This is a genomic window from Tenacibaculum sp. M341 (assembly GCF_004337695.1).
In the GTDB taxonomy this organism is placed as follows: domain Bacteria; phylum Bacteroidota; class Bacteroidia; order Flavobacteriales; family Flavobacteriaceae; genus Polaribacter.
The window spans coordinates 311,692-335,410 of record NZ_SJXJ01000002.1 but is presented as its reverse complement, the minus strand read 5'-3'; the positions used below and the strand labels follow the sequence as shown (position 1 = coordinate 335,410).

The following is a 23,719-nucleotide window of genomic DNA, read 5'->3' as shown; positions in this document are numbered from 1 at the left end:
AATGAAAATAAATAAAAAAAGCGCAAAACTGCGCTTTTATTTATTCTATTATCATTCTACCTATTTTGTCTTTTGACCTTTTAGATGCGTATATGATATACTCTGTTGATGATTTTCTAAAAAAGACTCCTGGCCTCATTATTAAACGATCTTTCTGAACCTCTTCTGGATCCATTCTTAATATTTTTCCTTCATTGTCGAATGAAAAAGCTGTAGGAATAGCTTTATTATAATTACCTAAAGATCTTATTTCTTCAATATCTATAACACCTACATTCTTTTTATTATCATTAAATATTACAGTTAACTTATCATCTTTATAAATTGGAATGGCTCCTAAATACTCTGGTCCTTTACCCAATTGTGCTACAGGAATAGAAACCCCTGCTCCTACTGTTAAACTTCCTGAATTAAATTGACCGAAAAAACCAACAGATAAAGTTGTGTAAGCTGCTTTTTGTTTTTTAGCAATTACATTAGACCATTGAACTGATCCATCAGGATTTAAAGATGTTACAATAATTTCATTTTTTGTAAACTGAATTGGTGTAAAACCTAAAGGTCCAATACCTTGAGTTCTTCCTACATATACTAATTGATATTCTGCTAAAAAGATTAAACCACCATCTTCTTTTTCTATTAAACTATGTGTAATATAAAATGGCTTTACATCTTTTCCTTTTTTAGCTCTACGCTCTCCAATTAACTTTACTTTAGTATCGTAATCAAACTCATTAAACTTAAGATTTGTTACTTCATTTGAATTGATATCAATAGTACTTGTAAAAATTCCTTTTAACCTCCAGTTAGCTCTACCTCTTTTATTTACTCCTGAATAAAAACCTACTAACTGTAGCAATCCTTTGTTTGTTGCTAATAACTCACAGTTTATAATTGCTTTGTTTTCAAAGTTTATATTGATAACTTCCTTTTGGTAGTTGTTATTCTTTTTAAAAGCATGAACTTCAAATTTTTCAATGTTCTTTTTTTGCTTTCTATCTCTATAACTTTCGTTAACCACTAAAAAGATATCGTCATTTGCACTTACGTCAAAATCAGAAATCATAAACTCTAAATCTTTTCTATCTTCAAAAGGAACTTTTTCTAAGCTAGATGTAATTGTGTTTAAATCTTTATCAAATAATTTAATTTCGTACTGAATTACATCTTCTTTTTCAAAAAGTGTTGCATGCATTACCAATAACTTATCCTTACTAGGTGAAGTTTTAAAATAGAAAGCTCCTCTTTCTTTCCTTTTAGTTATTGGTGTATTAAAAAGTAATTTTTGTGTGTCTGTTAATGTTCCATCTTCAGAAACTTTAACTGCAAGTAAGTCAAATTCTTTTTTCTTTCTGTCATATAAACTTCCAAAAACATAAATTTCTCCTTCGATTACTTTAAGAGATTCAAAATCTAAATCTTTGTCTTTTAATTCTGGAAGTTCAATTTCATTAACACTTAAAGGCTTCATTTCATTAGCATCAAATACTTTTATAAAATGCTTTTTACCTTTAATTGCTAAGGTGTAAATTTTGTTATTAGCTTCGCCGGCTATTTTTACTATCTTTTTCTTGTTGTCTTCAATTTCTTCTCCATATTTTAATGTGATTGGACCAAACTGATCTTGTGCACTAATTGAAAGTGAAAGAAAACCAACAAAAAAAAGAACTAAGTAACTTGTTTTCATGAGACTATTTTTAATTAATAGCCGGCGAAGATACATTTTTTTTTAAGAATTAATAATTTTCTTTTGGTGGTTAATACTCTCTTGGTGAATAGCTTTGAAAATTTTAAGCACAAATTCTTCACTTAAATTATTATCCTGCCCTTCTAAAATCATCTTCCCTAAAATCTCGTTCCAACGTTTTGTTTGTAAGATTGCTACGTTTTTCTCCTTTTTTAATTCACCAATGTTGTCAGAAATCTTCATACGCTTTCCTAACATTTCAATTAATTGATGATCTACTACATCTATCTGAGTTCTTAACGTATTTAATGCATTTTTGTATTCTACTTCAGTGTCAGTTGTTTTTCTAATTTTTAAGTCAACCATCATTTTAATTAATGAAGTAGGTGTAATTTGTTGTTTTGCATCACTCCAAGCGTTATCTGGATCGTAATGAGTTTCAACCATTAAACCATCAAAGTTTAAATCTAATGCAGTTTGACAAATATCAAAAATGATATCTCTTCTACCTGCAATATGAGATGGATCACAAATTAATGGTAAATCTGGGAAACGATTTTGTAACTCAATAGGAATTTGCCATTCTGGATTGTTACGGTATCTTGTTTTTTCATAAGTAGAAAAACCTCTATGAATAGCTCCTAATTTTTTGATATCTGCTGTGTAAAAACGCTCAAGAGCCCCTAACCAAAGTGGTAAATCTGGGTTTACTGGGTTTTTAACTAATACTATTTTATCTGTTCCTTTTAATGCATCAGCAATTTCCTGAACAATAAATGGACTTACCGTAGTTCTAGCTCCAATCCATAAGATATCTATATCATGTTTTAATGCTAATTCCACGTGGTTTTTGTTAGCTACTTCTGTTGTAGTTAACATACCTGTTTCTTTTTTTGCAGTTTGTAACCACTTAAGACCTAAAGCGCCTACACCTTCGAAATTACCTGGTCTTGTTCTTGGTTTCCAAATTCCAGCTCTTAACACAGAAGCATCTGTGTCTTTTAGTTCGTGTGCTATTTTAAGTAATTGATCTTCGGTTTCGGCACTACAAGGTCCTGCTATAACTAAAGGATGATTTAATTTAAAATCATCTAACCATGTTCTTAACTCTTTTTTATTCTCCATTTTGTTTACATTTTACTGAAGCTTAACTTCTTTTATTCCGTTTAAAATTTGTTTTATGTGATTGGTATTTTTCATTTCTGAATGAATTTCAGAAAATTTATCCTCTTCTATCAACTGCTTAAAATAATGCAGGTTTTGTATGTATTCATTTAGGGTTTCTATTACATTTTCTTTGTTTTGTTCAAAAATAGGCGTCCACATATCTGGTGAACTTTTTGCTAAACGCACTGTTGATGCAAAACCACTACCTGCCATATCAAAAATATCTCGTTCGTTCTTCTCTTTTTCAATAACTGTTTTACCTAACATAAAAGAGCTGATATGCGATAAGTGAGATACGTAAGCAATGTGTTTATCGTGAGATTTAGCATCCATGTAACGAATTCTCATTCCTATGTTTGAAAAAATTTCTAACGCCTTTTCTTGTAATTTAAATGCTGTTTTTTCTACTTCACAAATAATATTTGTTTTGCCTTTATATAAATTTTTCAGCGCTGCTTTTGGTCCAGAAAACTCTGTACCTGCTATTGGATGCGTTGCTAAAAAGTTTCTTCTCTTTGGATGTTCTTTTAAAACATCACAAATCTTCTCCTTTGTCGAACCAACATCTAAAACCAAACAAGTATCTGTAACTTCATCTAGTACTTTTGGAATTAGTGTAATGGCAACATCTACCGGAGTAGAAACAATGACAATATCCGCTATATTTAAATCAGCAAAAGTTGCTTTTTTATGAATAATGTTTAATTCTTTGGCTTCTGTAAGTGCTTCATCATTTGCATCAACTCCATAAATTACAGCTTCACTATATTTTTCTTGAATATCTAATGCTAAACTTCCGCCAATTAAACCTGTTCCTATGATAAAAACCTTCACTGTATTACTAATTATGTTTTGTTATTCTTTTAATTGCTTCTTCTATTTTCTCTTCTGATACACACAGTGAAAAACGAATGTAGCCTTCTCCTAAGCTGCCAAAAATAGTTCCTGGTGCTATAAAAATGTAGTGCTCATTTAGTATTTTATCTATAGTTTCTACAGATTTTTCTCCTTCTGGAAGTTTTGCCCACACAAACATTCCGCTGGTATTTTTATGATAACTACAACCTAATTGTTCTGCTAACTGCCAAACTAAAGCTCTACGTTTCTCATAAATTTTATTTTGCGCTGCAATCCAATCATTAGAAATATTTAATGCTTCAACCGCTCCTTTTTGCAGACTGTAAAACATACCAGAATCCATTTGAGTTTTTACTTTTAAAATGTTGTTAATGAACTTCTCGTTTCCTAACAACATCCCTATACGCCAACCAGCCATATTAAAAGTTTTACTTAAAGAATTTAATTCTAAAGCAACTTCTTTAGCCCCTGGGATTTCTAAAATACTTTTAGGATTGCTATTTAAAATGAAACTATACGGATTATCATTTACTATTAGAATGCTATGTTTTTTTCCAAAAGCAATTAACTTTTTATATGTTTCTTCTGTTGCTAAAGCTCCTGTTGGCATGTTAGGATAATTTACCCACATGATTTTTACCTTAGATAAATCTTCTTTTTCTAACGCATCAAAATCTGGCTGGTAATTATTTACTTCTGAAAGATTATAAAATACAGGTGTTGCCCCTACTAATTTACTTACCGAAGTATATGTTGGATATCCTGGATTTGGAATTAACACCTGATCGCCTTCATTTAAAACTGCCATTGAAATGTGTAAAATTCCCTCTTTACTACCCATTAACGGAAGTATTTCTGAAGTAGGATTCACCGTTACGTTATAATTTTTAGCATAAAAACCTGCTACTGCTTCTCTAAACTCAGGAATTCCCTGATAACTTTGATACTTATGAGCACCAGTAACTTGTAAGCTATCTTTTAATGCTTCAATAACTGAATTTGGTGGTAATAAATCAGGACTACCAATACCAATATTTATAACTGGTTTACCTTCATTTATTAACTGTCTTACTTCTTTTAGTTTTTTTGAAAAGTAGTATTCTTCAACTGTTTGTAAACGGTTTGCAAATTCTATCATAATCTTCCGTTTTTATATTCTCCTAATATTTTAAAGTCGTTTGCCATAATTTGAATTACTGCTTTTGCTTTTGCATACGCCTCGTAAGTATCGAAGGTTACATCCACAAAAAAAGCATATTTCCAAGGGGTTTCTATTTTTGGTAGTGATTGAATTTTAGTTAAGTTTAATTTACAATCACTAATTACATTTAAAATTGCTGCTAAGCTTCCTCTTTTATGATCTAACTCAAATTTTAAAGAAGCTTTATTTATTTCATTGGTGGCTAAAGTCTGTGCTCCATTTTGAATAATTACAAATCGAGTTTCATTGTTTTTTATTGTCTGAATCTCGTCTTCTATCACCTCCAAACCGAATATTTCAGCTGCTATTTTAGGAGCAATAGCTGCCGTATTCTGTAATTTATTTTCGGCTATTCGTTTAGCTACTTCAGCTGTATCAACATCTTCTACCAGTTTGATATGTTTATGATTCTTGAAGAAATCTTTACACTGTAATAAAGCCATTGGATGAGAAGAAACCTCTTTGATGCTTTCAAGATTTTCTCCTGGTAATGCCATTAGATGATGATGAATTGGCAGATAATATTCCCCAACAATATTCATGTTGTTTTTATCTATTAAAGCGTAATTCGGAATTATTGATCCTGCAATGGTATTTTCAATAGCCATAACACCTTGCAGACTTTCATTGTTAAGTAAACTATCAATTAAAGCATCAAAAGAAAGGCATTCCTTAATTTCATAATCGTCTTTATAGTAGCGCTTAACTACTATATGATGATTGCTTCCTTGTATTCCTTGTATGGCGATTTTCTTCATTTTAAATCAAAAAAAAAGCCTCGATTGGATCGAGACTTTATAAATATTATTTTTCAATTACAAAATATTATGATACAAAGCCTCTCCTCTCACTAAAATAGTAAAAGTAAAAATAGAAACCTTGCCAAATGTTTTGTAACATAACTTGTTGTATAATTTTGAATTACAAATCTTGGAATTTAATTTTATTAAAACAAGAAAAAAGATTTTATTTTTTAATTTTTATGATAAAAATAATATGACGCTCTTTTTTTGAATTATTTCAATTTATCTACAAATATTTTAAATGATAATTTAAAAAAACAACAATTAAGCACTTTCTTACACTCAAACCATTAAAGCTCATTATTTATTTTGTTTATCTTTTAATTAAAACAATTAAACAAACGTTATCTTTGCTAAAAATAGTTACTAACAAGGTTCAACATGGAGACTACAAAACAAAATACTTCTATTCATATTATTGGCGCAGGAATAAGTGGTTTAATAACAGCCATTGTTTTAGAAAAACACGGTTTCTCTCCTGTAATAATAGAAGCTTCTAATAATGTTGGAGGAAGAGTTAAAACTGATATTATTGATGGCTACCAATTAGACAGAGGTTTTCAGGTACTTTTAACAGCATATCCTGCAGCAAAAAAATATTTAGATTATAACTCATTAGATTTACAGAAACTAACTCCAGGAGCCGTTGTTTTTAATAAAAAAGGAAAAAGTACTATTGGAGATCCAACTCGTAAATTAAACCTTTTATTGCCAACTATTTTTTCAAGCGTAGGTAGTATTGCTGATAAATTAAAAATTTTTACTCTTAATAATTCACTTAAACAAAAACCTATTGATGCTATTTTTAACGAAAAAACACAGAGCACTTTATCTTTTTTAAGAGAAAAAGGTTTTTCTAATAATATCATCGCTTCATTTTTTAAACCTTTCTTTAGCGGAATTTTTCTTGAAGATAAATTAGCTACACCGAGCATTATGTTTGAATTTATTTATAAAATGTTCGGAAATGGATATGCTGCGATACCTAAAGATGGTATGCAAGCCATACCTGATCAACTTAGAGGAAAGTTAAAAAACACTCAATTTATATTCAATAGTAAGGTTACAAGCATTACTGATAACACAATTACATTAGCAGATAGTACTAACCTTAAAAGTGATATTATAGTTGTAGCTACTGAAGCTAGCAAACTTCTCAATTTAAATACACCAAAAACTCAATGGAAATCTTGTGATACGCTTTATTTTAAAGTAAAAAAGAAAACTATTCAACAACCAATTATTGTATTGATAGCAGACGAAACTTCATTGATTAATAATATTTTCTTTCACACGAGCATTAAAACCAATACAGACTCTAATGAAGAGCTGCTCTCTGTAACCATTGTAAAACAACATGAGTTATCAGAAGAAGCATTAATTAAAAAGGTTACTATTGAATTGAAGGAACTTTGCGGAATTGAAGATATTTCTTTCTTAAAGCGCTATGAAATTTCTAAAGCACTACCTAAACTTTCTGAAGTTTCATATGATATGCCTAACGATAAAATAAAAGTGAGCGACCATATATTCTTAAGTGGAGACACCCTTGTCAATGGTTCTTTAAATGCAGCAATGATTTCTGGTGAACAAACTGCATTAAAAATAGTAGATATGCTTAACAATAGTAATTAGATTGATTGCTATTGTTTTTTCAGTTCATATTTTTTTAAAGTTTCTAAGCTTACAAATTGTAAAGCTTTACTATGCGTGGCTTCTAAAACCACTAAAGGAGCTTTTCCTTCTTTCTCCGCTTCTATCCATCTCGATATACATAAACACCATTTGTCACCAGGAACCAAACCTGGGAATTTCCAATGTGGCATTGGTGTTCTTAAATCGTTTCCTCTAGATTTTGTAAATCTTAAAAAATCCTCTGTCATCACAGCACATACTATGTGTGTACCATGATCGGAACTTGCTGTATTACAAAATCCATCTCTAAAATATCCTGTGAGTGGATCATTACAACAACTGATAATAGGATCACCAAAAACATTTAATGTCATTTGAATAGAGCTATTTAATTAAAATGCATTTTTTAAACTTTCTATTTTATTAAGAACACGCTCTGCTTGAATGTATTTTTGACGACTTTCAGAAGTATTTTGCTTGTCAAGCATCTCTCCTTCTATAATTAATTGTTCGTACTCCATTTTCAGCTTCTCTTCGAGCGTCTTCTTTTTAAAAAAGTTTAAAAACATAATTATTGATTTAAGTAGTTTTGCAATTCAGTTATTTTACTCGGTGTATTAAATACTCCTCCATAGTATGCAGTAATCGTTGAAGAAGTATCATCCTTCACTCCTCTGGAAGATACACAAAGATGTTTTGCATCTATTATAACAGCCACATCTTTTGTCTCTAGTATTGCTTCTAACTCTTTAGCTATTTGATTTGTTAAACGCTCTTGCACTTGCGGACGCTTAGCATAATACTGAACAATTCTATTTAGCTTAGACAAACCAATCACTTTTCCTGAGGAAATATAAGCAACATGTGCTTTACCAATAATTGGCACAAAGTGATGTTCACAGTTAGAGTAAAAAGAAATGTTCTTTTCTATCAGCATTTGATTGTATTGATATTTATTATCAAACAATGCTATTTTAGGTTTATTGTCAGGATTTAATCCTGAAAATATTTCATCAATATACATTTTAGCTACCCTATCTGGAGTTCCTTTTAAACTATCATCGGTCAAATCTAACCCCATGACATTCATTATTTCTCCGAATAAAGAAGCTATTTTTTCCTTTTTCTCATCGTCAGAAATTTCAAAAGCATCTTCACGCATTGGAGTTTCTAAACCTGTTAAAAGATGATCGTCTCCAATTTCTTCATGACTAAAGCCGTTAAGATTATTTTTTTCTGCAAGTGATTTCAACATAATTTCTTTTTAATTTCAGACTAATTTGTATTTGTAAATATAAGTTAGTGATATTCGCTCATTACTATCAAACGAAAAAAAACACAAACAACTATAAAACAACACATTAAACAACATTCATTTTCAAACAGAGTTGAAAATTGCAATTTTGTTTAATACTATTCAAATATAATTAAACAAAATGAAATTTCCGTTTTTTATCCATAATAAATCATTATGTTAAAATTGTTTTTTCTTATTTGAAGAGATCGAAAAGCATAGTGGAAATAAAAAAGAAAGCTTTTTAAAAGAAAAAAGCTTCTCAAAATTTGAGAAGCTTTCTGCGGTCTGGACGGGACTCGAACCCGCGACCCCATGCGTGACAGGCATGTATTCTAACCAGCTGAACTACCAGACCGTTGCTTATTGCGGGTGCAAATATATAAACCTTTTTTGAATTATCATCAAATAATTTCAATAAGTTTTACATTAATTTTTTAATGTTTTGAAAACATGAAGTTTACAATAAATATTTTTTTTAATCTAAAATTCCTTTTGACTCTAAAATATAATGAATTGCTATTACGAACAACGAAATCCACTCTGCCCAAAACAACGAAATTATCGATTCATCTATCAAATACAAGATTAAACCTAATATAGACACAGCAGCTATTACAATACTAATTGCACGATGTCTTCTATCATTAAAAATACCTATTACCAAAGCACTACCTCCAAAAAACAAAGCAGCAAAAGAATAATGAATAATTGTATACTCTCTGTGTGGAAAAAGTAAAATACCTAATAAAGCCAATCCTAAAACAATATTGTACCATTTACCATGCCTTTTAGAATGTGGTAGCCTTTTGTTCTTTTTTATATATACAGTTCCATTAAAAACAAAAAGCATAGAAGCTAGCGTAAGTAACAAGCCATATATATGTCCATTAAACATATACACATAATCGCTTATACTTTCTCTAAAAGGTTCATTATCATCTGCCCATTTTAACAGCAAAGGCATAAATATACATACTGTTGCTATAATCCTTTCCAACTTTGCAAAATGCGTCAACTTACTTAACATACTCATAATAAAACCTTTGTTAAGTTAAATTTAAAAAATATGCTTTAGAAAAAATACAGTGTTTTAACCTAGTTTACTTAGAAGTTCTTTAAATATTTGAAAAAATAAAAGTGGGAAATAAAAAAAGCTTCTCAAAAATTGAGAAGCTTTTTGCGGTCTGGACGGGACTCGAACCCGCGACCCCATGCGTGACAGGCATGTATTCTAACCAGCTGAACTACCAGACCGTTGCTTTAATGCGGATGCAAATATATAATCTATTTTTATTTCCACCAAACTTTTTTAGCGAAATTTAGAATTTATTTCTACTAATTAAATAGTTCGTTAGTATTTTTTGATAACCATCTCTTGTATTTACAGGAACATAGCTAATTTTATACTGCAAACATTTATTTTTTAATTCATCAAAAAACTTAGCAACCTCTTTCTTATAATTGCTCTTAACGCTGTCTGCATATAAATTTATTTCTTCATTTGTTTCTACGTCAATAAATTTTTGGGGAGTATTTTCAAAATCGAAATTCAATTCATACTCTTTATCGATCGTATGAAACAAAATAACCTCATGTTTGTTGTGCTTCAAATGGCGAAGTGCATCGAATAACTCTTCTTGATCACTTGAAGGCTGAAACATATCAGTAAAAAGAAAAATTAAAGAACGTCTATGAATCTTTTCAGCAATTTCATGCAAATACTTATAAGTATCTGTTTTTTTTGATGATGACGGTTTCTGTAGTAGTTCTTCTAATTTACTTGTTAATAATTTCCTATGCCTATCATTACCTTTTTCTGGTGCATAGTATTCATAAGTATCAGCATATACACTTAAACCTACAGCATCTCTTTGTTTTTTTAATAACTCAATTAAAGAAGCAGCTGCAACTGCAGAAAACCCAATTTTATTTAAGTCATTTAATTGTTGCTTCTCTTTTATAGGATAATGCATAGATGAAGAGTTATCAATGATAATATGACATCTTAAATTTGTTTCCTCTTCATATTTTTTCGTGTACAACTTTTCTGTTTTTGCAAAGAGCTTCCAATCAATATGTCTTGTATTTTCTCCTTTATTATATAATTTATGTTCAGAAAACTCAACAGAAAATCCATGAAACGGACTTTTATGCATTCCTGTTATAAAACCTTCTACCACTTGTTTGGCTAAAAGATCGAGATTTTTAATTTCTGATGATTGTAATTGTGAAAGTTGTAAACTCATATACCAAAAATAGAAATATGCATTTAAATAAAAAACAAAAGAGGTTGTATTTCATTACGAATACAACCTCTAATATCTTTTTAAAAGAGTAATTATTTATAAAGCAGCATCAATTTTATCTGTATATGCTTTCTTTGGAGCAGCTCCAACTTGCTTTGCTACTACTTCTCCATTTTTAAATACTAAAACAGTAGGTATGTTACGTACACCGTACTTTGCAGCAAATTCTTGATTAGCATCTACATCTACTTTACCAATAACAGCTTTCCCTTCATACTCTTGGCTAATTTCATCTATGATTGGTCCAACCATTCTACAAGGTCCACACCATGTAGCCCAAAAATCTACTAAAACTGGTTTATCTGATTTAAGTACTATTTCCTCAAAAGATGTATCTGTAATTTCTAATGCCATTTTCTTGTCTTTTTATGTATTAATCAGTACAAATGTAAGAATTTATTTCACTTATTTCAATTATGTTTAGATCGGTTTTTCTTATACAATAATTGATTTTATAAATATATTAAGAAATTAAATTTTTATAATGAAAGAATAGTATTAAATTTGATGCCGATTTTAGAGGACAAATTTGATCTGATTGCAACCTCGTGAAAAAATGCTAAAGCAGTAATGTTTTACTTCTTTCTCGGACGCTCAGTCAGTTCACTAAACACCAAATTAACAGATAATAAAAAGAAAAATATGTCATACTTTTTTACATCAGAGAGTGTATCTGAAGGACATCCAGATAAAGTAGCAGATCAAATTAGTGATGCTTTAATAGATAATTTTTTAGCTTTTGATGCTGATGCAAAAGTTGCTTGTGAAACTTTAGTAACTACTGGACAAGTAGTATTAGCTGGAGAAGTAAAGTCTAAAGTATATTTAGATGTTCAAAAAATAGCAAGAAATGTAATTAACAAGATAGGTTATACAAAAAGCGAATATATGTTTGACGGTAACTCTTGTGGAGTATTTTCTGCAATTCACGAGCAATCTGACGACATCAATCGTGGTGTAGATAGAGCTAAAAAGGAAGAACAAGGAGCTGGTGACCAAGGAATGATGTTTGGTTATGCTACTAATGAGACTGAAACTTTTATGCCTTTAGCTCTTGATTTATCTCACTTAATTTTAAAAGAATTAGCAGACTTACGTAGAGAAAATAGTGAAATCACTTACTTACGTCCAGATGCTAAAAGTCAGGTAACTATTGAGTATTCTGATGACAATACTCCTTTGAGAGTTGAAGCTATTGTGGTATCTACACAACACGATGATTTTGGTTCTGATGATGAAATGTTAGCCAAAATTAGAGAAGACATTAAAAACATTTTAATACCTAGAGTTGTAGCTAAACTTCCAGCTCAAATTCAGACATTATTCAATGACGATATTAAATACCATATCAATCCAACAGGTAAATTTGTTATTGGAGGACCTCACGGTGATACAGGGTTGACAGGTAGAAAAATTATCGTTGATACTTACGGTGGTAAGGGTGCACACGGTGGTGGTGCTTTCTCTGGAAAAGACCCAAGTAAAGTAGATAGAAGTGCTGCTTACGCTACAAGACACGTTGCTAAAAACCTAGTTGCAGCAGGTGTTGCTGATGAAGTTTTAGTACAAGTTTCTTATGCGATTGGAGTTGTTGAACCTATGGGAATTTTTGTTGATACCTACGGAACTTCTAAAGTTGGTTTATCTGACGGAGAGATTGCTCAGAAAGTTTCTGAAATTTTTGACATGAGACCTCACGCTATTGAAGATCGTTTAAAGTTACGTACTCCAATGTACAGCGAAACTGCTGCTTACGGACACATGGGAAGAACAAACGAAGTTGTTTCTAAAACTTTTGAACAACCTAATGGAGAAAAGAAAGTTGTTGATGTTGAGTTGTTCACATGGGAAAAACTAGACTATGTTGATACTGTAAAACAAGCTTTTTCTTTATAAGAAATAGTATTTTATACATAAATAAAAAACGTTTGGAGCTTGGCTTCAAACGTTTTTTTTATGTTATTGAAAATCAAATTATTTTATTTCTAAAGACGTGAATTTAAAACTATTTCCGTCGAACAAACCTTTATCAGATAATTTTAATGAAGGAATCACTAATAAAGCCATAAATGACAATGTCATATAAGGTGCTCTTAAACTACTTCCCATTTTTTTAGCCATTGCATCTAACTCAGCATAAGCTTTCCCTATCTCTTCTGCAGGTTTATCACTCATAATTCCTGCAACAGGTAACGACACAACTTTTTCCACTGAATCATAAACAGCACAAACACCTCCTTTATTTTCTATTAATAAATTTACAGCTCTACAGATAGCTTCATCAGAAACTCCTACTGCAATAATATTATGAGAATCGTGCCCTACTGAACTTGCGATAGCTCCTTGTTTTAAACCAAAGTTTTTAATAAAAGCAATTGCAGGCTCTGCATTTTTATAACGGTTGACTACCGTCATTTTTAAAACGTCATTTTCTGTATTTGATATTAAATTACCTTCACTAATTAAAGAACTTGATTCAATTTCATTGGTTACCAACTCACCATCTAGTGCTTCAATTACTCTTATTTTTTCTGATGCTGAATGATATTCAAAATCAGACACCTTCTTTTTTTCTGTATTAAAATTATTCAACACGTCAAATGCAACTGACTTTACAAACGAATTGCCGTTTTCAGCTACTAATTCTCCATTTATAAATGTTTTTTCTACAGAAAAGTCTGTAAGGTTGTTTACCATAATAAAGTCAGCTAAATCGCCTTCTTTTAACAAGCCTACATCTAAATTATAGTGTTCAACAGGGTTTATACAAGCTGCCTGTAAAACTTTATAAACATCAATTCCTTTAGCTACAGCTCGCACACATAACTCATTAATATGACCAATTAATAAATCATCCGGATGTTTATCATCAGAACAAAACATCATGTTTTCAAAATACTCTGGCAGCAAATCGATCAATGCTTCAAAATTTTTAGCTGCACTTCCTTCCCTGACAATCACTTTCATTCCTTTTTGTAACTTTTCTAAAGCTTCTTCATAGGTAAAACATTCATGATCAGTAGAAATTCCAGCCGCAATATATTTACTAATGTCCTCTCCCCTAACTCCTGGTGCATGTCCATCAACTGGTTTGTTATTATCTTTTGCATGCTGAATCTTTTTTAACACCTCTTCATCGTCAAATAAAACTCCTGGATAATTCATCATTTCAGCTAAATATTTAATATCAGGGTTTTCCATCATTAATTTAATAGCTTCTGAATCAATAACAGCTCCGGCACTTTCAAAAGAAGTTGCTGGGACACAAGAAGGTGCTCCAAAATTAAATTTTAAAGGCACTTTCTTTCCGTTTTCAATCATAAAATCTACTCCTGCTACCCCTAAAACATTTGCTATTTCATGTGGATCTGAAACGGTAGCTACTGTTCCATGAGTAACTGCTATTTTAGCAAACTCAGAAGGAACCAACATTGAACTTTCAATATGTATATGAGCATCTACAAATCCTGGTAAAATATAGCTTTCTACAGAATGATTAGCTTCACGAATGTTTACTATTTTACCGTTTTCTACTTCAATCTCTCCTTTAAATATTTTTTTCTCTCTAATATTTACAATGTTACCTTGTACAATCATTCGTGTTTATTTTTAGCTAAAATAATGACATTTTTTTGCATAAAAAAAGCATCCTATAACGGATGCTTTCTGACTTATTTTTAACTAGAATTACTTCTTTATAATTGGAGGCCCTCCTGCTAAAATTTCTTCATTTGCGTATTCTTCAAACTTTTTAAAGTTAGCTCTAAAAGAATCAGCTAATTTATGTGCAGTTTCGTAATATCCTTCATCATTATCCCAAGCTTTACGTTGACTTAATAATTCGTCTGGTACACCTGGACAAGTTCTTGGTTGTGCTAAACCAAATACTGAATGAATATGATAATCTTCGTATGTAATCTCTTCTGGTAATCCACCTGTCAAAGCAGCATTAATCATTGCACGAGTATACTTTAACTTCATTCTATTTCCTACTCCGTAAGGACCAGCAAACCAACCTGTATTAACTAACCATACATTTACCCCTGTTTCTTTCATTTTCTCGCTTAACATTTCAGCATAACGAGTTGGGTGTAATGGCATAAATGGCGCTCCAAAACAAGCAGAGAAACTTGGCAATGGTTCTGTAACACCTGCTTCAGTACCAGCAACTTTTGCTGTATATCCAGAAATAAAGTGGTAAGCCGCTTGACCTGGCGTTAATTTAGATATTGGAGGTAATACCCCAAATGCATCTGCTGTTAAGAAGAATACATTTTTAGGATTTTTTCCAATAGATGGTGTTTTAATATTTTCAATGTGGTGAATTGGATAACTCACACGTGTGTTTTGTGTAATAGTTGTGTCTCCAAAATCTACTTCACCAGCTTCATTCATGATGATATTCTCAAGGATTGCTCCTTTTTTAATAGCTCCATAAATTTCTGGTTCTTTCTCTTGAGACAAATCGATTACTTTAGCGTAACAACCTCCTTCAAAGTTAAATACAGAATTTTCTGCAGTCCAACCGTGTTCATCATCACCAATTAAACTTCTGTTTGGATCTGTAGATAATGTAGTTTTACCTGTACCTGATAATCCGAAGAAAATAGCAGTATCACCATCTTTACCAACATTTGCAGAACAGTGCATTGGTAATGTGTTTTTATATACTGGTAAAATGAAATTTAAAGCAGAAAAGATTCCTTTCTTAATTTCTCCTGTATATCCAGTACCACCAATTAAAGCTACTTTTCTAGAAAAGTTTAAAATTGCGAAGTTATGCTGACGTGTACCATCTACAGCTGCATCTGCCATAAAACCTGGCGCATTGATTACTGTCCATTCTGGATCGAAATCTTTTAACTCTTCTTCTGTTGGTCGTAAAAACATGTTGTAAGCAAACATGTTACTCCATGGATACTCATTTACAACTCTAATATTTAATTTATAATCTTGATCTGCACAAGCATAACTATCTCTAACAAAAATCTCTTTATCTGATAAGTAAGCTGTTACTTTTTCGTATAAAGCATCAAACTTATCTGAATCGAAAGGAATATTAATATCTCCCCACCAAATCTCATCTTTAGTTATTTCGTCTTTAACTATAAATCTATCCATTGGAGACCTTCCTGTAAACTCACCTGTATTTACTGCTATAGCACCAAATGCAGATTCTTTACCTTGTCCTTTCTCTATAGTTAAATTATGTAACTCCTCTGAAGTTAACTGATAACGAACGTCAGAACTCTTAATTCCTAATGATTCTAACGAAATCGTTTTCGTTTCAAGATTTGCCATCTCTTATTTTTTTGTTGTGTTTAATTTCAAGCAAAAATAAACCTTTTTGTTTAAAGTAATTAGTTATACCTATTTTTTATCAACAAATTATTGACTTTTAGCCTTTTTGACAAACTCTAACACCATAAAAACCCATCCAAAAATAAGCACAACTCCACCTAAAGGTGTTAAAAACCAAATAGTTTTTGCTGGTATATTGGCTAAATACATTAAATAAATAGAACCCGAAAAAAGTAAAATCCCGACTAAAAAACTATAGGTTATTTTGTTTTTAAATTTTGAAGAAAAATTTTGATGAAGATTGATCACTAATAAAACAATTACATGATACATCTGATATCTCACTGCTGTTTCAAAGCTCTGCATTGCCTCTGGCGTTAATTTTTCCTTTAAAGAATGTGCTCCAAATGCTCCTAAAACAATAGTTAATACACCTAAAACGGAAATAATTGTTAAATTTTTATACATCTTTTTTATATTTGTTTGATTTTAAACTTTTATGACAAATGCTTTTTGTCCATAAATAATTACAAAAATACAGCATATTTTATGAGAAATATTCTAATTATTGGAGCTGGAAGATCGAGTTCTTCTTTAATAAAATACTTACTAGATAAATCTACCGAAGAAAACTTACATATTACTATTGGCGATCTTTCATTGGAAAACGCTAAAAGAAAAACAAATGATCACCCAAATGCATCTGCTATAAAGTTAAATGTGTTTAATAGCGAAGAGCGAGAAAACGCAATTAAAAGTTCTGATATTGTAATTTCTATGTTGCCTGCACATTTGCATATAGAAGTTGCAAAAAATTGTGTTCAATTTGAAAAACACATGGTTACTGCCTCTTACATTTCTAAAGAAATGAAAGCTCTTGATGAAGAAATTGTAAAAAAGGGACTGGTTTTTATGAATGAAATTGGTTTAGATCCTGGTATTGATCATATGAGTGCTATGGAAGTAATCAATAAAATTAGAGAAAAAGGAGGTAAAATGTTACTTTTTGAATCATTTACTGGTGGTTTGGTAGCTCCTGAAAGCGATAATAATTTATGGAACTATAAATTTACTTGGAACCCTAGAAATGTAGTATTAGCAGGACAAGGTGGTGCATCAAAATTTATTCAAGAAGGTACTTATAAATACATTCCTTATCATAAGTTATTTAGAAGAACTGAGTTTTTAAAAATTAATGGAAGCGGAACTTTTGAAGGTTATGCCAACAGAGATTCTTTAAAATATAGAAGTATTTATGGCTTAGATGATATTCCTACCATGTACAGAGGAACTATACGTAAAGTTGGTTTTTCAAGAGCCTGGAACGTATTTGTTCAACTAGGTATGACAGATGACAGCTACACTATAGAAGATTCTGAAAACATGAGCTATAGAGATTTCACTAACTCTTTTTTAGCTTATTCTCCTTCTGATTCTGTTGAACTTAAATTTAGATCGTATTTAAAAATAGATCAGGATGATGTTATGTGGGAAAAATTTGTTGAATTAGATATTTTTAATCCAAATAAAAAAGTAGCATTACAAAATGCTACACCTGCACAAATTTTACAGAAAATATTGATGGATTCTTGGACACTTGCTCCTGAAGATAAAGATATGATTGTAATGCATCATAAATTTGGGTATGAAGATGAAAATGGAAAACATCAAATAGAAAGTAGCATGGTTATTAAAGGTGAGGACCAAACTTACACAGCTATGGCAAAAACTGTTGGTTTACCTGTGGCAATGGCTACATTGAGAATTTTAAATGGTGAAATTACTAAACCTGGTGTACAACTTCCAATAAACCAAGAGGTTTATGAACCTATACTAGAAGAATTACAAGATTTTGGAGTAACTTTTATTGAAAAAGAAGTTCCATACTTAGGATACAACTTAGAAGGTATTAGAGGATAATACTAAAAAAATAAGTGAGATGAGATTTCATCTCACTTATTACAATACTTTAACTAATTATAATTTTGTTGATTATTATATTTTAATTGTTTTTAGGGATTACTCAGTTGTAAATGTTTCTTTTTAGTGACTTCTTTTATTTGGCGAAATTTACTTTATGTTTCATCTACACTTCAAAGATACCACCAAATAAATGTTGTTTTTCTACAAATTAGCCGAGTTTATCTATTCTATCGATGAATTGATATTTCTTGTATTTAAAACGTTTTTTCAGATAAAAACGATAAAACAACCTACCAGTTAACGTTCAAAAAACACTTTTTATCTATCAAATTAACATAATCTTACAGTTAATTTACCACTTCTTTAAATCATATATGTATGATACTCCATTAATTTAGCAATCTAATTGCTATCTGAATGAAAAACTATTTATTAACTCTTTTTGTTTTTTTACTAACTAAAAATAGCTTTAGTCAAAATACTGTAAACAAAGATTCTATATTTTCTGATTTGATTACTTACACTCCCAAAGGATTTCACTTAAACAGTGTTCACATACATGGACAAACTTTTAATACAAATAACTTATCTTACTTGAATTCATTAGCGTATTTTAATCATAAAAACACATCTAATAAAAAACAATCAAAACAACTTTTCAATCAGATTGATCAAATGGCTGTAGGTTTCTTTTCTAATGGTAAAAAAGTTTTATTTGAACCTCTAAATGGAATGGCTTCTAATGGGACATTAACTGAAACTATCTTTTTAAACGATATTAAAATAATAAAATTAAAACTTTTACACACTTGTACTGACGCAGATCGAAACAATGATTTTATTCGAGTTTTTAATAATAGAATGTATGCATTATTAAAAATAAAGCCCCCTGATAATTTTACTCATCATTTTAACAACACTATATTTTTTAAAAAAAGTAACAAAAAAACAATTAAGTTATTACTCAATGAGAATAGAACATTTCAATTCCGAGAGTATCAAAACAAAAAACTTATAAAGTACAGTGAAGGCTTTTGGGAAAACAATCAAAATAAATTAACTCTTAATTCAAATAGATCGAAGGATAATAGAAATAATTATATTTATTTTAAAAACTCAATATGGACACTTAAAAAAAAGCATCTAATACCATTAAACAAAAAACATTATAAGCTGAAAGAAGTAACTCATAAATATTAAATTGCTACAAATCATAAATTTATAACATATTTTTTCTATACACCTATTTTTATTCTTACTTAAAAACAGAGCTAAATCTACATTTTTAAATAAAAATCTTTTGTAAGATTTATATAATCATCAGTGTATTGATGTCTTTCTTTTTCTATAATTAGTGATGATTCTAATACTTCTTTTTTACCAAAAGAAAACTGAAGTAAACTTCTTTTAATTTCAGAGTTTTCATTTCCTCTAACTCTACATACTTTATGCAAAAACAAATTAAAAGTTTTCGCTAATTCTATAAAACTTTCCTCTTCTTTAAAAGGTATAATTGTGCAGAAAGCTCCATTTTCATCTAATATTTGAGACACTCCTTTTAATAAAGCCTCAAAAGACAATGAAGAAGTAAATCTAGCTTTATTTCTAGCCTCATCCTCTGTTTCAAAATCGTCAGTATAAAAAGGTGGATTAGCCACTACTAACTCATAAACTTCTTCCTCTTCATTCATTTCAATTGCAAAACCCTGGAATGAAGTGTGATAACAAAATAAACGATCACCCCAATCAGAACGCTCAAAATTCTCTACTGTTTGCTCATAAGCAGCTTCTTCTATTTCAACTGCATCTATCGTAAGTGCATCACAACGTTGGGCTAACATTAATGCTATTACTCCTGTTCCAGAACCAACGTCAAGTATGCTATCTGGAAAATGATCTGTGGGAGTCCATGCACCCAACAACACAGCATCAGTACCAATCTTCATTGCAGTTTTATCTTGATGAACTGTGAATTCTTTAAATTGAAAAGGTTTCATAATTTAGAGTAAGTTTCCTAAAATTTTTTCGGTATTGAAGAATAAATACAAAACAAAGGCTAATAATAAGACAAATAATAAACCTCTTTTAGGGTTCGATTTTCTTCTATTTCCAAATCTTTTCTGAAATTTCATTTGATTCCTTTTTTATTTAGTTTTTGTGGCTCTTAGCATTTCTCTTTTTCCTGGAGGTCCTGGCAATCTTTCAACCTTAAAACCTACACTTTCCATAGCTCTTCGTACACTCCCTTTAGCTGAATAAGTAACCAACACTCCTTCTTCTTTAAGCGATGTGTACATAATTGAAAAAATTTCTTCGGTCCATAAATCTGGTTGAACTCTTGCTCCGAATGCATCAAAGTATATCAAATTGTATGCCTCAATATCATTTATATCTTTAAAAAACTGTTTTCGTTTCGTTAGCCTGAAACCTTGAGTTATTTCGTGAGATTCTTCCCAAGTAACTTCATGGATTTTTTTAAAGATAGCTGAATGATTTTCTGCCTTTAATTCAGATACATAATTCAACTTTTCAATTTCATCTACTTCAACTGGGTATGCTTCTATTCCTGTGTAATTAACATCAGTATTACTTTCTAAAAACGTAATAAAGCTATTTAAACCAGTACCAAACCCAATTTCTAAAATCGAAATTGGGTTTTGAGATACTACGTTTAAACCGTTCTTTATAAAAACATGGTAAGCTTCTTGAATTGCACCATGTTTAGAATGATATTGTTCGTTCCAATCTGGCAAATGAATGGTTGTAGAACCATCAGATGTTATGATTATTTCTCTTTTCAAATTACTTTAATAAAACTCCGTGAGCTAAAAAAGCCATTTCTTTTTTAGGCTCTGTTATTTGTGCTATTTCCTCTTTAGATTTACCTGCATCTTCTGCATAATGGCGTAATTCATCAACAGGGGTTACTTTTACAAATGCCTTACCTTCTACAATTACTTCTTTCCCTTTGCTATCTAAAGGCATAAAAAAACCATAGTCTTTAAATCGAACCATTACCTCATCATTTTCAGATAAAGGCACTTTCATCCAACAACCTTTTTTAGTACAAACATCTTTAATTGTAGAAGCAAATTTTACTGTTGCCGTATCACCTATTTTTAATGTTTTATACTGTTCTAAAGCTTTTGCAGATGTTAATGCTTCTGCATCATTAATTTTTTCTCCAAAAGACATGTAAGCTATCTTCTCTTCTTTTGGTTCTGCTTTTACTTCAGTTTTTTTCTCTGTTTTACAGGCGGTTATTGTTAAAATAGCGCTAAAAAAAACAATTGCTAATTTTTTCATTTATAAGTAATTATAATATTTGTGATTACAAATATACAATATTGGAAGCGGTTAACTAAAAATCACTCTCTTTAAAAGTGCTTACAATTTTGTACTTTTGCAAAAATCTAAAACACTTCATTTTATGAGTTCTTCTAACATTCAAATTACCCCTATTCAAGAAACAAAAATTAATAATGTTGATTTTAACAACCTGCAATTTGGTGCTGTTTTCTCGGATTATATGTTTGAATGTGATTATAAAGATGGAGCTTGGCAAAATCCTGTTATAAAACCTTACGGTCCTATTTCTATGGATCCTTCTGCAAGAGTTTTTCATTATGGACAAGCTGTTTTTGAAGGAATGAAAGCCTATAAAGATGATAATGATAATGTTTTTCTTTTTAGACCTGAGGACAATCATGCTCGTATTAACAAGTCTTCAGCTCGTTTAGCGATTCCTGAATTTCCGAAAGAGTATTTTTTAGATGGATTAAAAACTTTATTGGATTTAGAAAGAGATTGGATTAAAAAAGGAATGGGTAACTCATTATATATTCGTCCTTTTGTAATTGCAACGCAACCTGCAATATCTGCATCTCCTGCAAGTGAATATAAATTTATGATTATACTTTCTCCAGCGCAAGCATATTATGCCGGTGAAGTAAGAGTGTTATTTGCAGAGCAATTTAGTAGAGCTGCTAGCGGTGGTGTTGGTTATGCTAAAGCTGCTGGAAACTATGCTGCTCAATTTTACCCAACTAAACTAGCTAATGAAGCAGGGTACCAACAAATTATTTGGACTGATGCTGATACCCATGAGTATTTAGAAGAAGCAGGTACTATGAATATTTTCTTTAGAATTAACGACAAGCTTGTAACTGCTCCTAATAACGATAGAATTTTAGATGGTATTACTAGAAAATCAGTGATTCAATTAGCTAAAGACAATAACATTGAAGTTGAAGTACGAAGAGTTTCTGTTGCAGAAATAAAAGAAGCTGCTAAAAATGGTTCGCTTAAAGAAATTTTTGGTTCTGGTACAGCTACTGTAATTAACCCTATTGTTGGTTTTAGTCATGCTAAAGAAAACTTCGATTTACCAAAGCTTGAAAACTCTTATGCTTCTTTATTTAAAGAAAAACTTACCAACATTCAATACAATATTTCTGATGATCCATATGGTTGGAGATACCAGATATAATTAAACAGTTAACAAACCGTAACTTTGATTTAACATAATATTATGTTTTTCATATATTTGTAACAAACCATACAGGTTATAAGAAAATGAAGAACCTACTCATAACATTTGTTACGTTAATCGCAGCTTTTGCTTTAACTTATTATGTTTTACTGAATTTATTTGAAACTCAAAATAGTATTTCTAGTTTCAAAAATTCATCAAAAACTACAGTAAATACAAGTTCTAATTCAGAATCTTTTACTGAAAGTGATACAACAACTGATGAAACTGAAAGTGATGAAGATATGTTTCCTGAAGACATTGATGATATTTTAAGTAATGTTGATGAATGGCAAATATATTTTGATGAAAACATTCAGCTTTCTTCTGATTTTATTCCTTTAAATAGTGATGCAGAAGAAATTGACAAGGATGAATTTATTGAACAATTAGCTACTGGTGAATTTGTTCCTGTTAAACTTCTAACAGGTGAAGCTATGTATCAATTATATCCTTTAGATGATTCTGATGAGCATCAAAAAATAAGTGAATTAATCAGTTCTGTTTCTGATTCTGCTAGTAATTCAATCGCAAGAGAAGGTACTCCATTACCAAGGTATAATTTTGTTGACTTGAATGACAACAAATACAATAAAGATAATACTAATGGTAAAATTTTAATTGTCACTTGTTGGTCAGTAAATTCTAAAGCTAGTACAAAAGAACTTCCTAAACTAAACGATCTTTTCGATAAATATGAAGCCTATGAAGATGTTATCTTCTTAAGTTTATCTGATAATTCACCAAGTGACGTAAAGAAATTCTTAACTAAGAAAACATTCAGGTTTCCAGTAGTTGCTAACCAAAGTAATTACATAAAAAACAAGCTTGGTACTACTCAGTACCCTACACATTTAATTATTGATGAAGAAGGGAATATTGAAAGAATGCTAAATAGCGCAGACGAACTTATAGCTGCTGTTGAAGTAATAGCTACAGGAGATTTTGATTCGTTATAAAAAATAAAAAGAAGCAATCTTTTGTAAGATTGCTTCTTTCTTTTTAAAATT

24 protein-coding genes and 2 tRNA genes are annotated in these 23,719 nt (G+C 30.5%); 6 read left to right on the top strand and 20 right to left on the bottom strand.

Annotation, left to right across the window (positions count from 1 at the left end):
- Window positions 1-40: 40 nt before the first annotated feature.
- The 5 genes from EYW44_RS03345 to EYW44_RS03325 are packed head-to-tail and all read right to left on the bottom strand — an operon-like array spanning window position 41 to window position 5,671.
- Window positions 41-1,687 (bottom strand): hypothetical protein, encoded by a 1,647-nt coding sequence (locus EYW44_RS03345; protein ID WP_132722246.1) that lies wholly within the window; start codon window positions 1,685-1,687, stop codon window positions 41-43.
- Between the two features lie 42 nt (window positions 1,688-1,729).
- Window positions 1,730-2,812, bottom strand: coding sequence for a bifunctional 3-deoxy-7-phosphoheptulonate synthase/chorismate mutase type II (locus EYW44_RS03340; RefSeq protein WP_132722245.1), 1,083 nt, complete (start codon window positions 2,810-2,812; stop codon window positions 1,730-1,732).
- 12 nt (window positions 2,813-2,824) lie between these two features.
- Window positions 2,825-3,688, bottom strand: a complete 864-nt coding sequence (locus EYW44_RS03335) for a prephenate dehydrogenase (RefSeq protein ID WP_132722244.1) — start codon at window positions 3,686-3,688, stop codon at window positions 2,825-2,827.
- 7 nt (window positions 3,689-3,695) lie between these two features.
- Entirely contained in the window at window positions 3,696-4,850 is a 1,155-nt protein-coding gene (locus tag EYW44_RS03330; RefSeq protein ID WP_132722243.1) for a pyridoxal phosphate-dependent aminotransferase, read from the bottom strand.
- Window positions 4,847-5,671, bottom strand: a complete 825-nt coding sequence (locus tag EYW44_RS03325) for a prephenate dehydratase (RefSeq protein WP_132722242.1) — start codon at window positions 5,669-5,671, stop codon at window positions 4,847-4,849. Before EYW44_RS03325 ends, EYW44_RS03330 begins: the two co-directional genes overlap by 4 nt.
- A 426-nt stretch (window positions 5,672-6,097) precedes the next feature.
- On the opposite strand from EYW44_RS03325, the gene EYW44_RS03320 reads away from it, so the two are divergent.
- On the top strand, window positions 6,098-7,351 hold the full coding sequence (locus tag EYW44_RS03320; RefSeq protein WP_132722241.1) for an FAD-dependent oxidoreductase: 1,254 nt from the start codon (window positions 6,098-6,100) through the stop codon (window positions 7,349-7,351).
- An 8-nt stretch (window positions 7,352-7,359) separates the two neighbouring features.
- On the opposite strand, the gene EYW44_RS03315 is transcribed toward EYW44_RS03320, so the two are convergent.
- The 8 genes from EYW44_RS03315 to trxA all read right to left on the bottom strand — a co-directional run bounded on the left by EYW44_RS03315 (window position 7,360) and on the right by trxA (window position 11,308).
- Window positions 7,360-7,725 (bottom strand): DUF2237 family protein, encoded by a 366-nt coding sequence (locus EYW44_RS03315; protein ID WP_132722240.1) that lies wholly within the window; start codon window positions 7,723-7,725, stop codon window positions 7,360-7,362.
- Window positions 7,726-7,743: 18 nt separating this feature from the next.
- Window positions 7,744-7,920 (bottom strand): Lacal_2735 family protein, encoded by a 177-nt coding sequence (locus tag EYW44_RS03310; protein WP_132722239.1) that lies wholly within the window; start codon window positions 7,918-7,920, stop codon window positions 7,744-7,746.
- 2 nt (window positions 7,921-7,922) lie between these two features.
- Window positions 7,923-8,606 (bottom strand): GTP cyclohydrolase I FolE, encoded by a 684-nt coding sequence (gene folE, locus EYW44_RS03305; RefSeq protein WP_132722238.1) that lies wholly within the window; start codon window positions 8,604-8,606, stop codon window positions 7,923-7,925.
- 323 nt (window positions 8,607-8,929) lie between these two features.
- Window positions 8,930-9,003, bottom strand: a tRNA-Asp gene (locus EYW44_RS03300).
- 120 nt (window positions 9,004-9,123) lie between these two features.
- On the bottom strand, window positions 9,124-9,681 hold the full coding sequence (locus EYW44_RS03295; protein WP_132722237.1) for a DUF7103 family protein: 558 nt from the start codon (window positions 9,679-9,681) through the stop codon (window positions 9,124-9,126).
- Window positions 9,682-9,828: 147 nt separating this feature from the next.
- Window positions 9,829-9,902: transfer RNA gene (locus EYW44_RS03290), tRNA-Asp, on the bottom strand.
- A 65-nt stretch (window positions 9,903-9,967) separates the two neighbouring features.
- A complete protein-coding gene (locus EYW44_RS03285; RefSeq protein WP_132722236.1) occupies window positions 9,968-10,894 on the bottom strand; it encodes a DUF58 domain-containing protein in 927 nt (308 codons plus the stop codon).
- Between the two features lie 96 nt (window positions 10,895-10,990).
- Window positions 10,991-11,308 (bottom strand): thioredoxin, encoded by a 318-nt coding sequence (trxA, locus tag EYW44_RS03280; RefSeq protein ID WP_132722235.1) that lies wholly within the window; start codon window positions 11,306-11,308, stop codon window positions 10,991-10,993.
- Window positions 11,309-11,596: 288 nt separating this feature from the next.
- Between trxA and metK the strand changes: the two genes are divergently transcribed.
- Entirely contained in the window at window positions 11,597-12,850 is a 1,254-nt protein-coding gene (metK, locus tag EYW44_RS03275) for a methionine adenosyltransferase (RefSeq protein WP_132722234.1), read from the top strand.
- Window positions 12,851-12,928: 78 nt separating this feature from the next.
- On the opposite strand, the gene ade is transcribed toward metK, so the two are convergent.
- From ade to EYW44_RS03260, 3 genes are all read right to left on the bottom strand, one after another.
- Window positions 12,929-14,551 carry an adenine deaminase gene (gene ade / locus EYW44_RS03270; RefSeq protein WP_132722233.1) on the bottom strand — a complete coding sequence of 541 codons (1,623 nt, stop codon included), beginning with the start codon at window positions 14,549-14,551 and terminating at the stop codon, window positions 12,929-12,931.
- Window positions 14,552-14,641: 90 nt separating this feature from the next.
- Window positions 14,642-16,255, bottom strand: coding sequence for a phosphoenolpyruvate carboxykinase (ATP) (gene pckA, locus EYW44_RS03265; protein WP_132722232.1), 1,614 nt, complete (start codon window positions 16,253-16,255; stop codon window positions 14,642-14,644).
- 87 nt (window positions 16,256-16,342) lie between these two features.
- Complete coding sequence (locus EYW44_RS03260) at window positions 16,343-16,723, bottom strand: DUF423 domain-containing protein (RefSeq protein ID WP_132722231.1); 381 nt, start codon at window positions 16,721-16,723, stop codon at window positions 16,343-16,345.
- An 81-nt stretch (window positions 16,724-16,804) separates the two neighbouring features.
- Here EYW44_RS03260 and EYW44_RS03255 point away from each other — a divergent pair, with 81 nt between their 5' ends.
- Both EYW44_RS03255 and EYW44_RS03250 read left to right on the top strand, forming a co-directional pair.
- Window positions 16,805-18,175, top strand: a complete 1,371-nt coding sequence (locus tag EYW44_RS03255; RefSeq protein ID WP_132722230.1) for a saccharopine dehydrogenase family protein — start codon at window positions 16,805-16,807, stop codon at window positions 18,173-18,175.
- A gap of 420 nt (window positions 18,176-18,595) precedes the next feature.
- Window positions 18,596-19,378 (top strand): hypothetical protein, encoded by a 783-nt coding sequence (locus EYW44_RS03250; RefSeq protein ID WP_132722229.1) that lies wholly within the window; start codon window positions 18,596-18,598, stop codon window positions 19,376-19,378.
- A gap of 77 nt (window positions 19,379-19,455) precedes the next feature.
- Here the strand turns inward: EYW44_RS03250 and EYW44_RS03245 are convergent, their stop codons facing one another.
- Genes EYW44_RS03245 through EYW44_RS03235 form a run of 4 tightly spaced genes read right to left on the bottom strand, consistent with a single transcriptional unit; the run spans window position 19,456 to window position 21,484 of the window.
- Window positions 19,456-20,175, bottom strand: a complete 720-nt coding sequence (locus EYW44_RS03245; RefSeq protein ID WP_132722228.1) for a tRNA1(Val) (adenine(37)-N6)-methyltransferase — start codon at window positions 20,173-20,175, stop codon at window positions 19,456-19,458.
- Window positions 20,176-20,178: 3 nt separating this feature from the next.
- Window positions 20,179-20,310, bottom strand: a complete 132-nt coding sequence (locus EYW44_RS22670) for a hypothetical protein (RefSeq protein WP_256369364.1) — start codon at window positions 20,308-20,310, stop codon at window positions 20,179-20,181.
- 12 nt (window positions 20,311-20,322) lie between these two features.
- On the bottom strand, window positions 20,323-20,979 hold the full coding sequence (gene mnmD, locus EYW44_RS03240; protein WP_132722227.1) for a tRNA (5-methylaminomethyl-2-thiouridine)(34)-methyltransferase MnmD: 657 nt from the start codon (window positions 20,977-20,979) through the stop codon (window positions 20,323-20,325).
- Window position 20,980: 1 nt separating this feature from the next.
- Complete coding sequence (locus EYW44_RS03235; RefSeq protein ID WP_132722226.1) at window positions 20,981-21,484, bottom strand: DUF4920 domain-containing protein; 504 nt, start codon at window positions 21,482-21,484, stop codon at window positions 20,981-20,983.
- Window positions 21,485-21,608: 124 nt separating this feature from the next.
- On the opposite strand from EYW44_RS03235, the gene EYW44_RS03230 reads away from it, so the two are divergent.
- Both EYW44_RS03230 and EYW44_RS03225 read left to right on the top strand, forming a co-directional pair.
- Complete coding sequence (locus tag EYW44_RS03230) at window positions 21,609-22,667, top strand: branched-chain amino acid aminotransferase (RefSeq protein ID WP_132722225.1); 1,059 nt, start codon at window positions 21,609-21,611, stop codon at window positions 22,665-22,667.
- Window positions 22,668-22,753: 86 nt separating this feature from the next.
- On the top strand, window positions 22,754-23,668 hold the full coding sequence (locus EYW44_RS03225) for a TlpA family protein disulfide reductase (RefSeq protein WP_132722224.1): 915 nt from the start codon (window positions 22,754-22,756) through the stop codon (window positions 23,666-23,668).
- Window positions 23,669-23,719 lie beyond the last annotated feature (51 nt).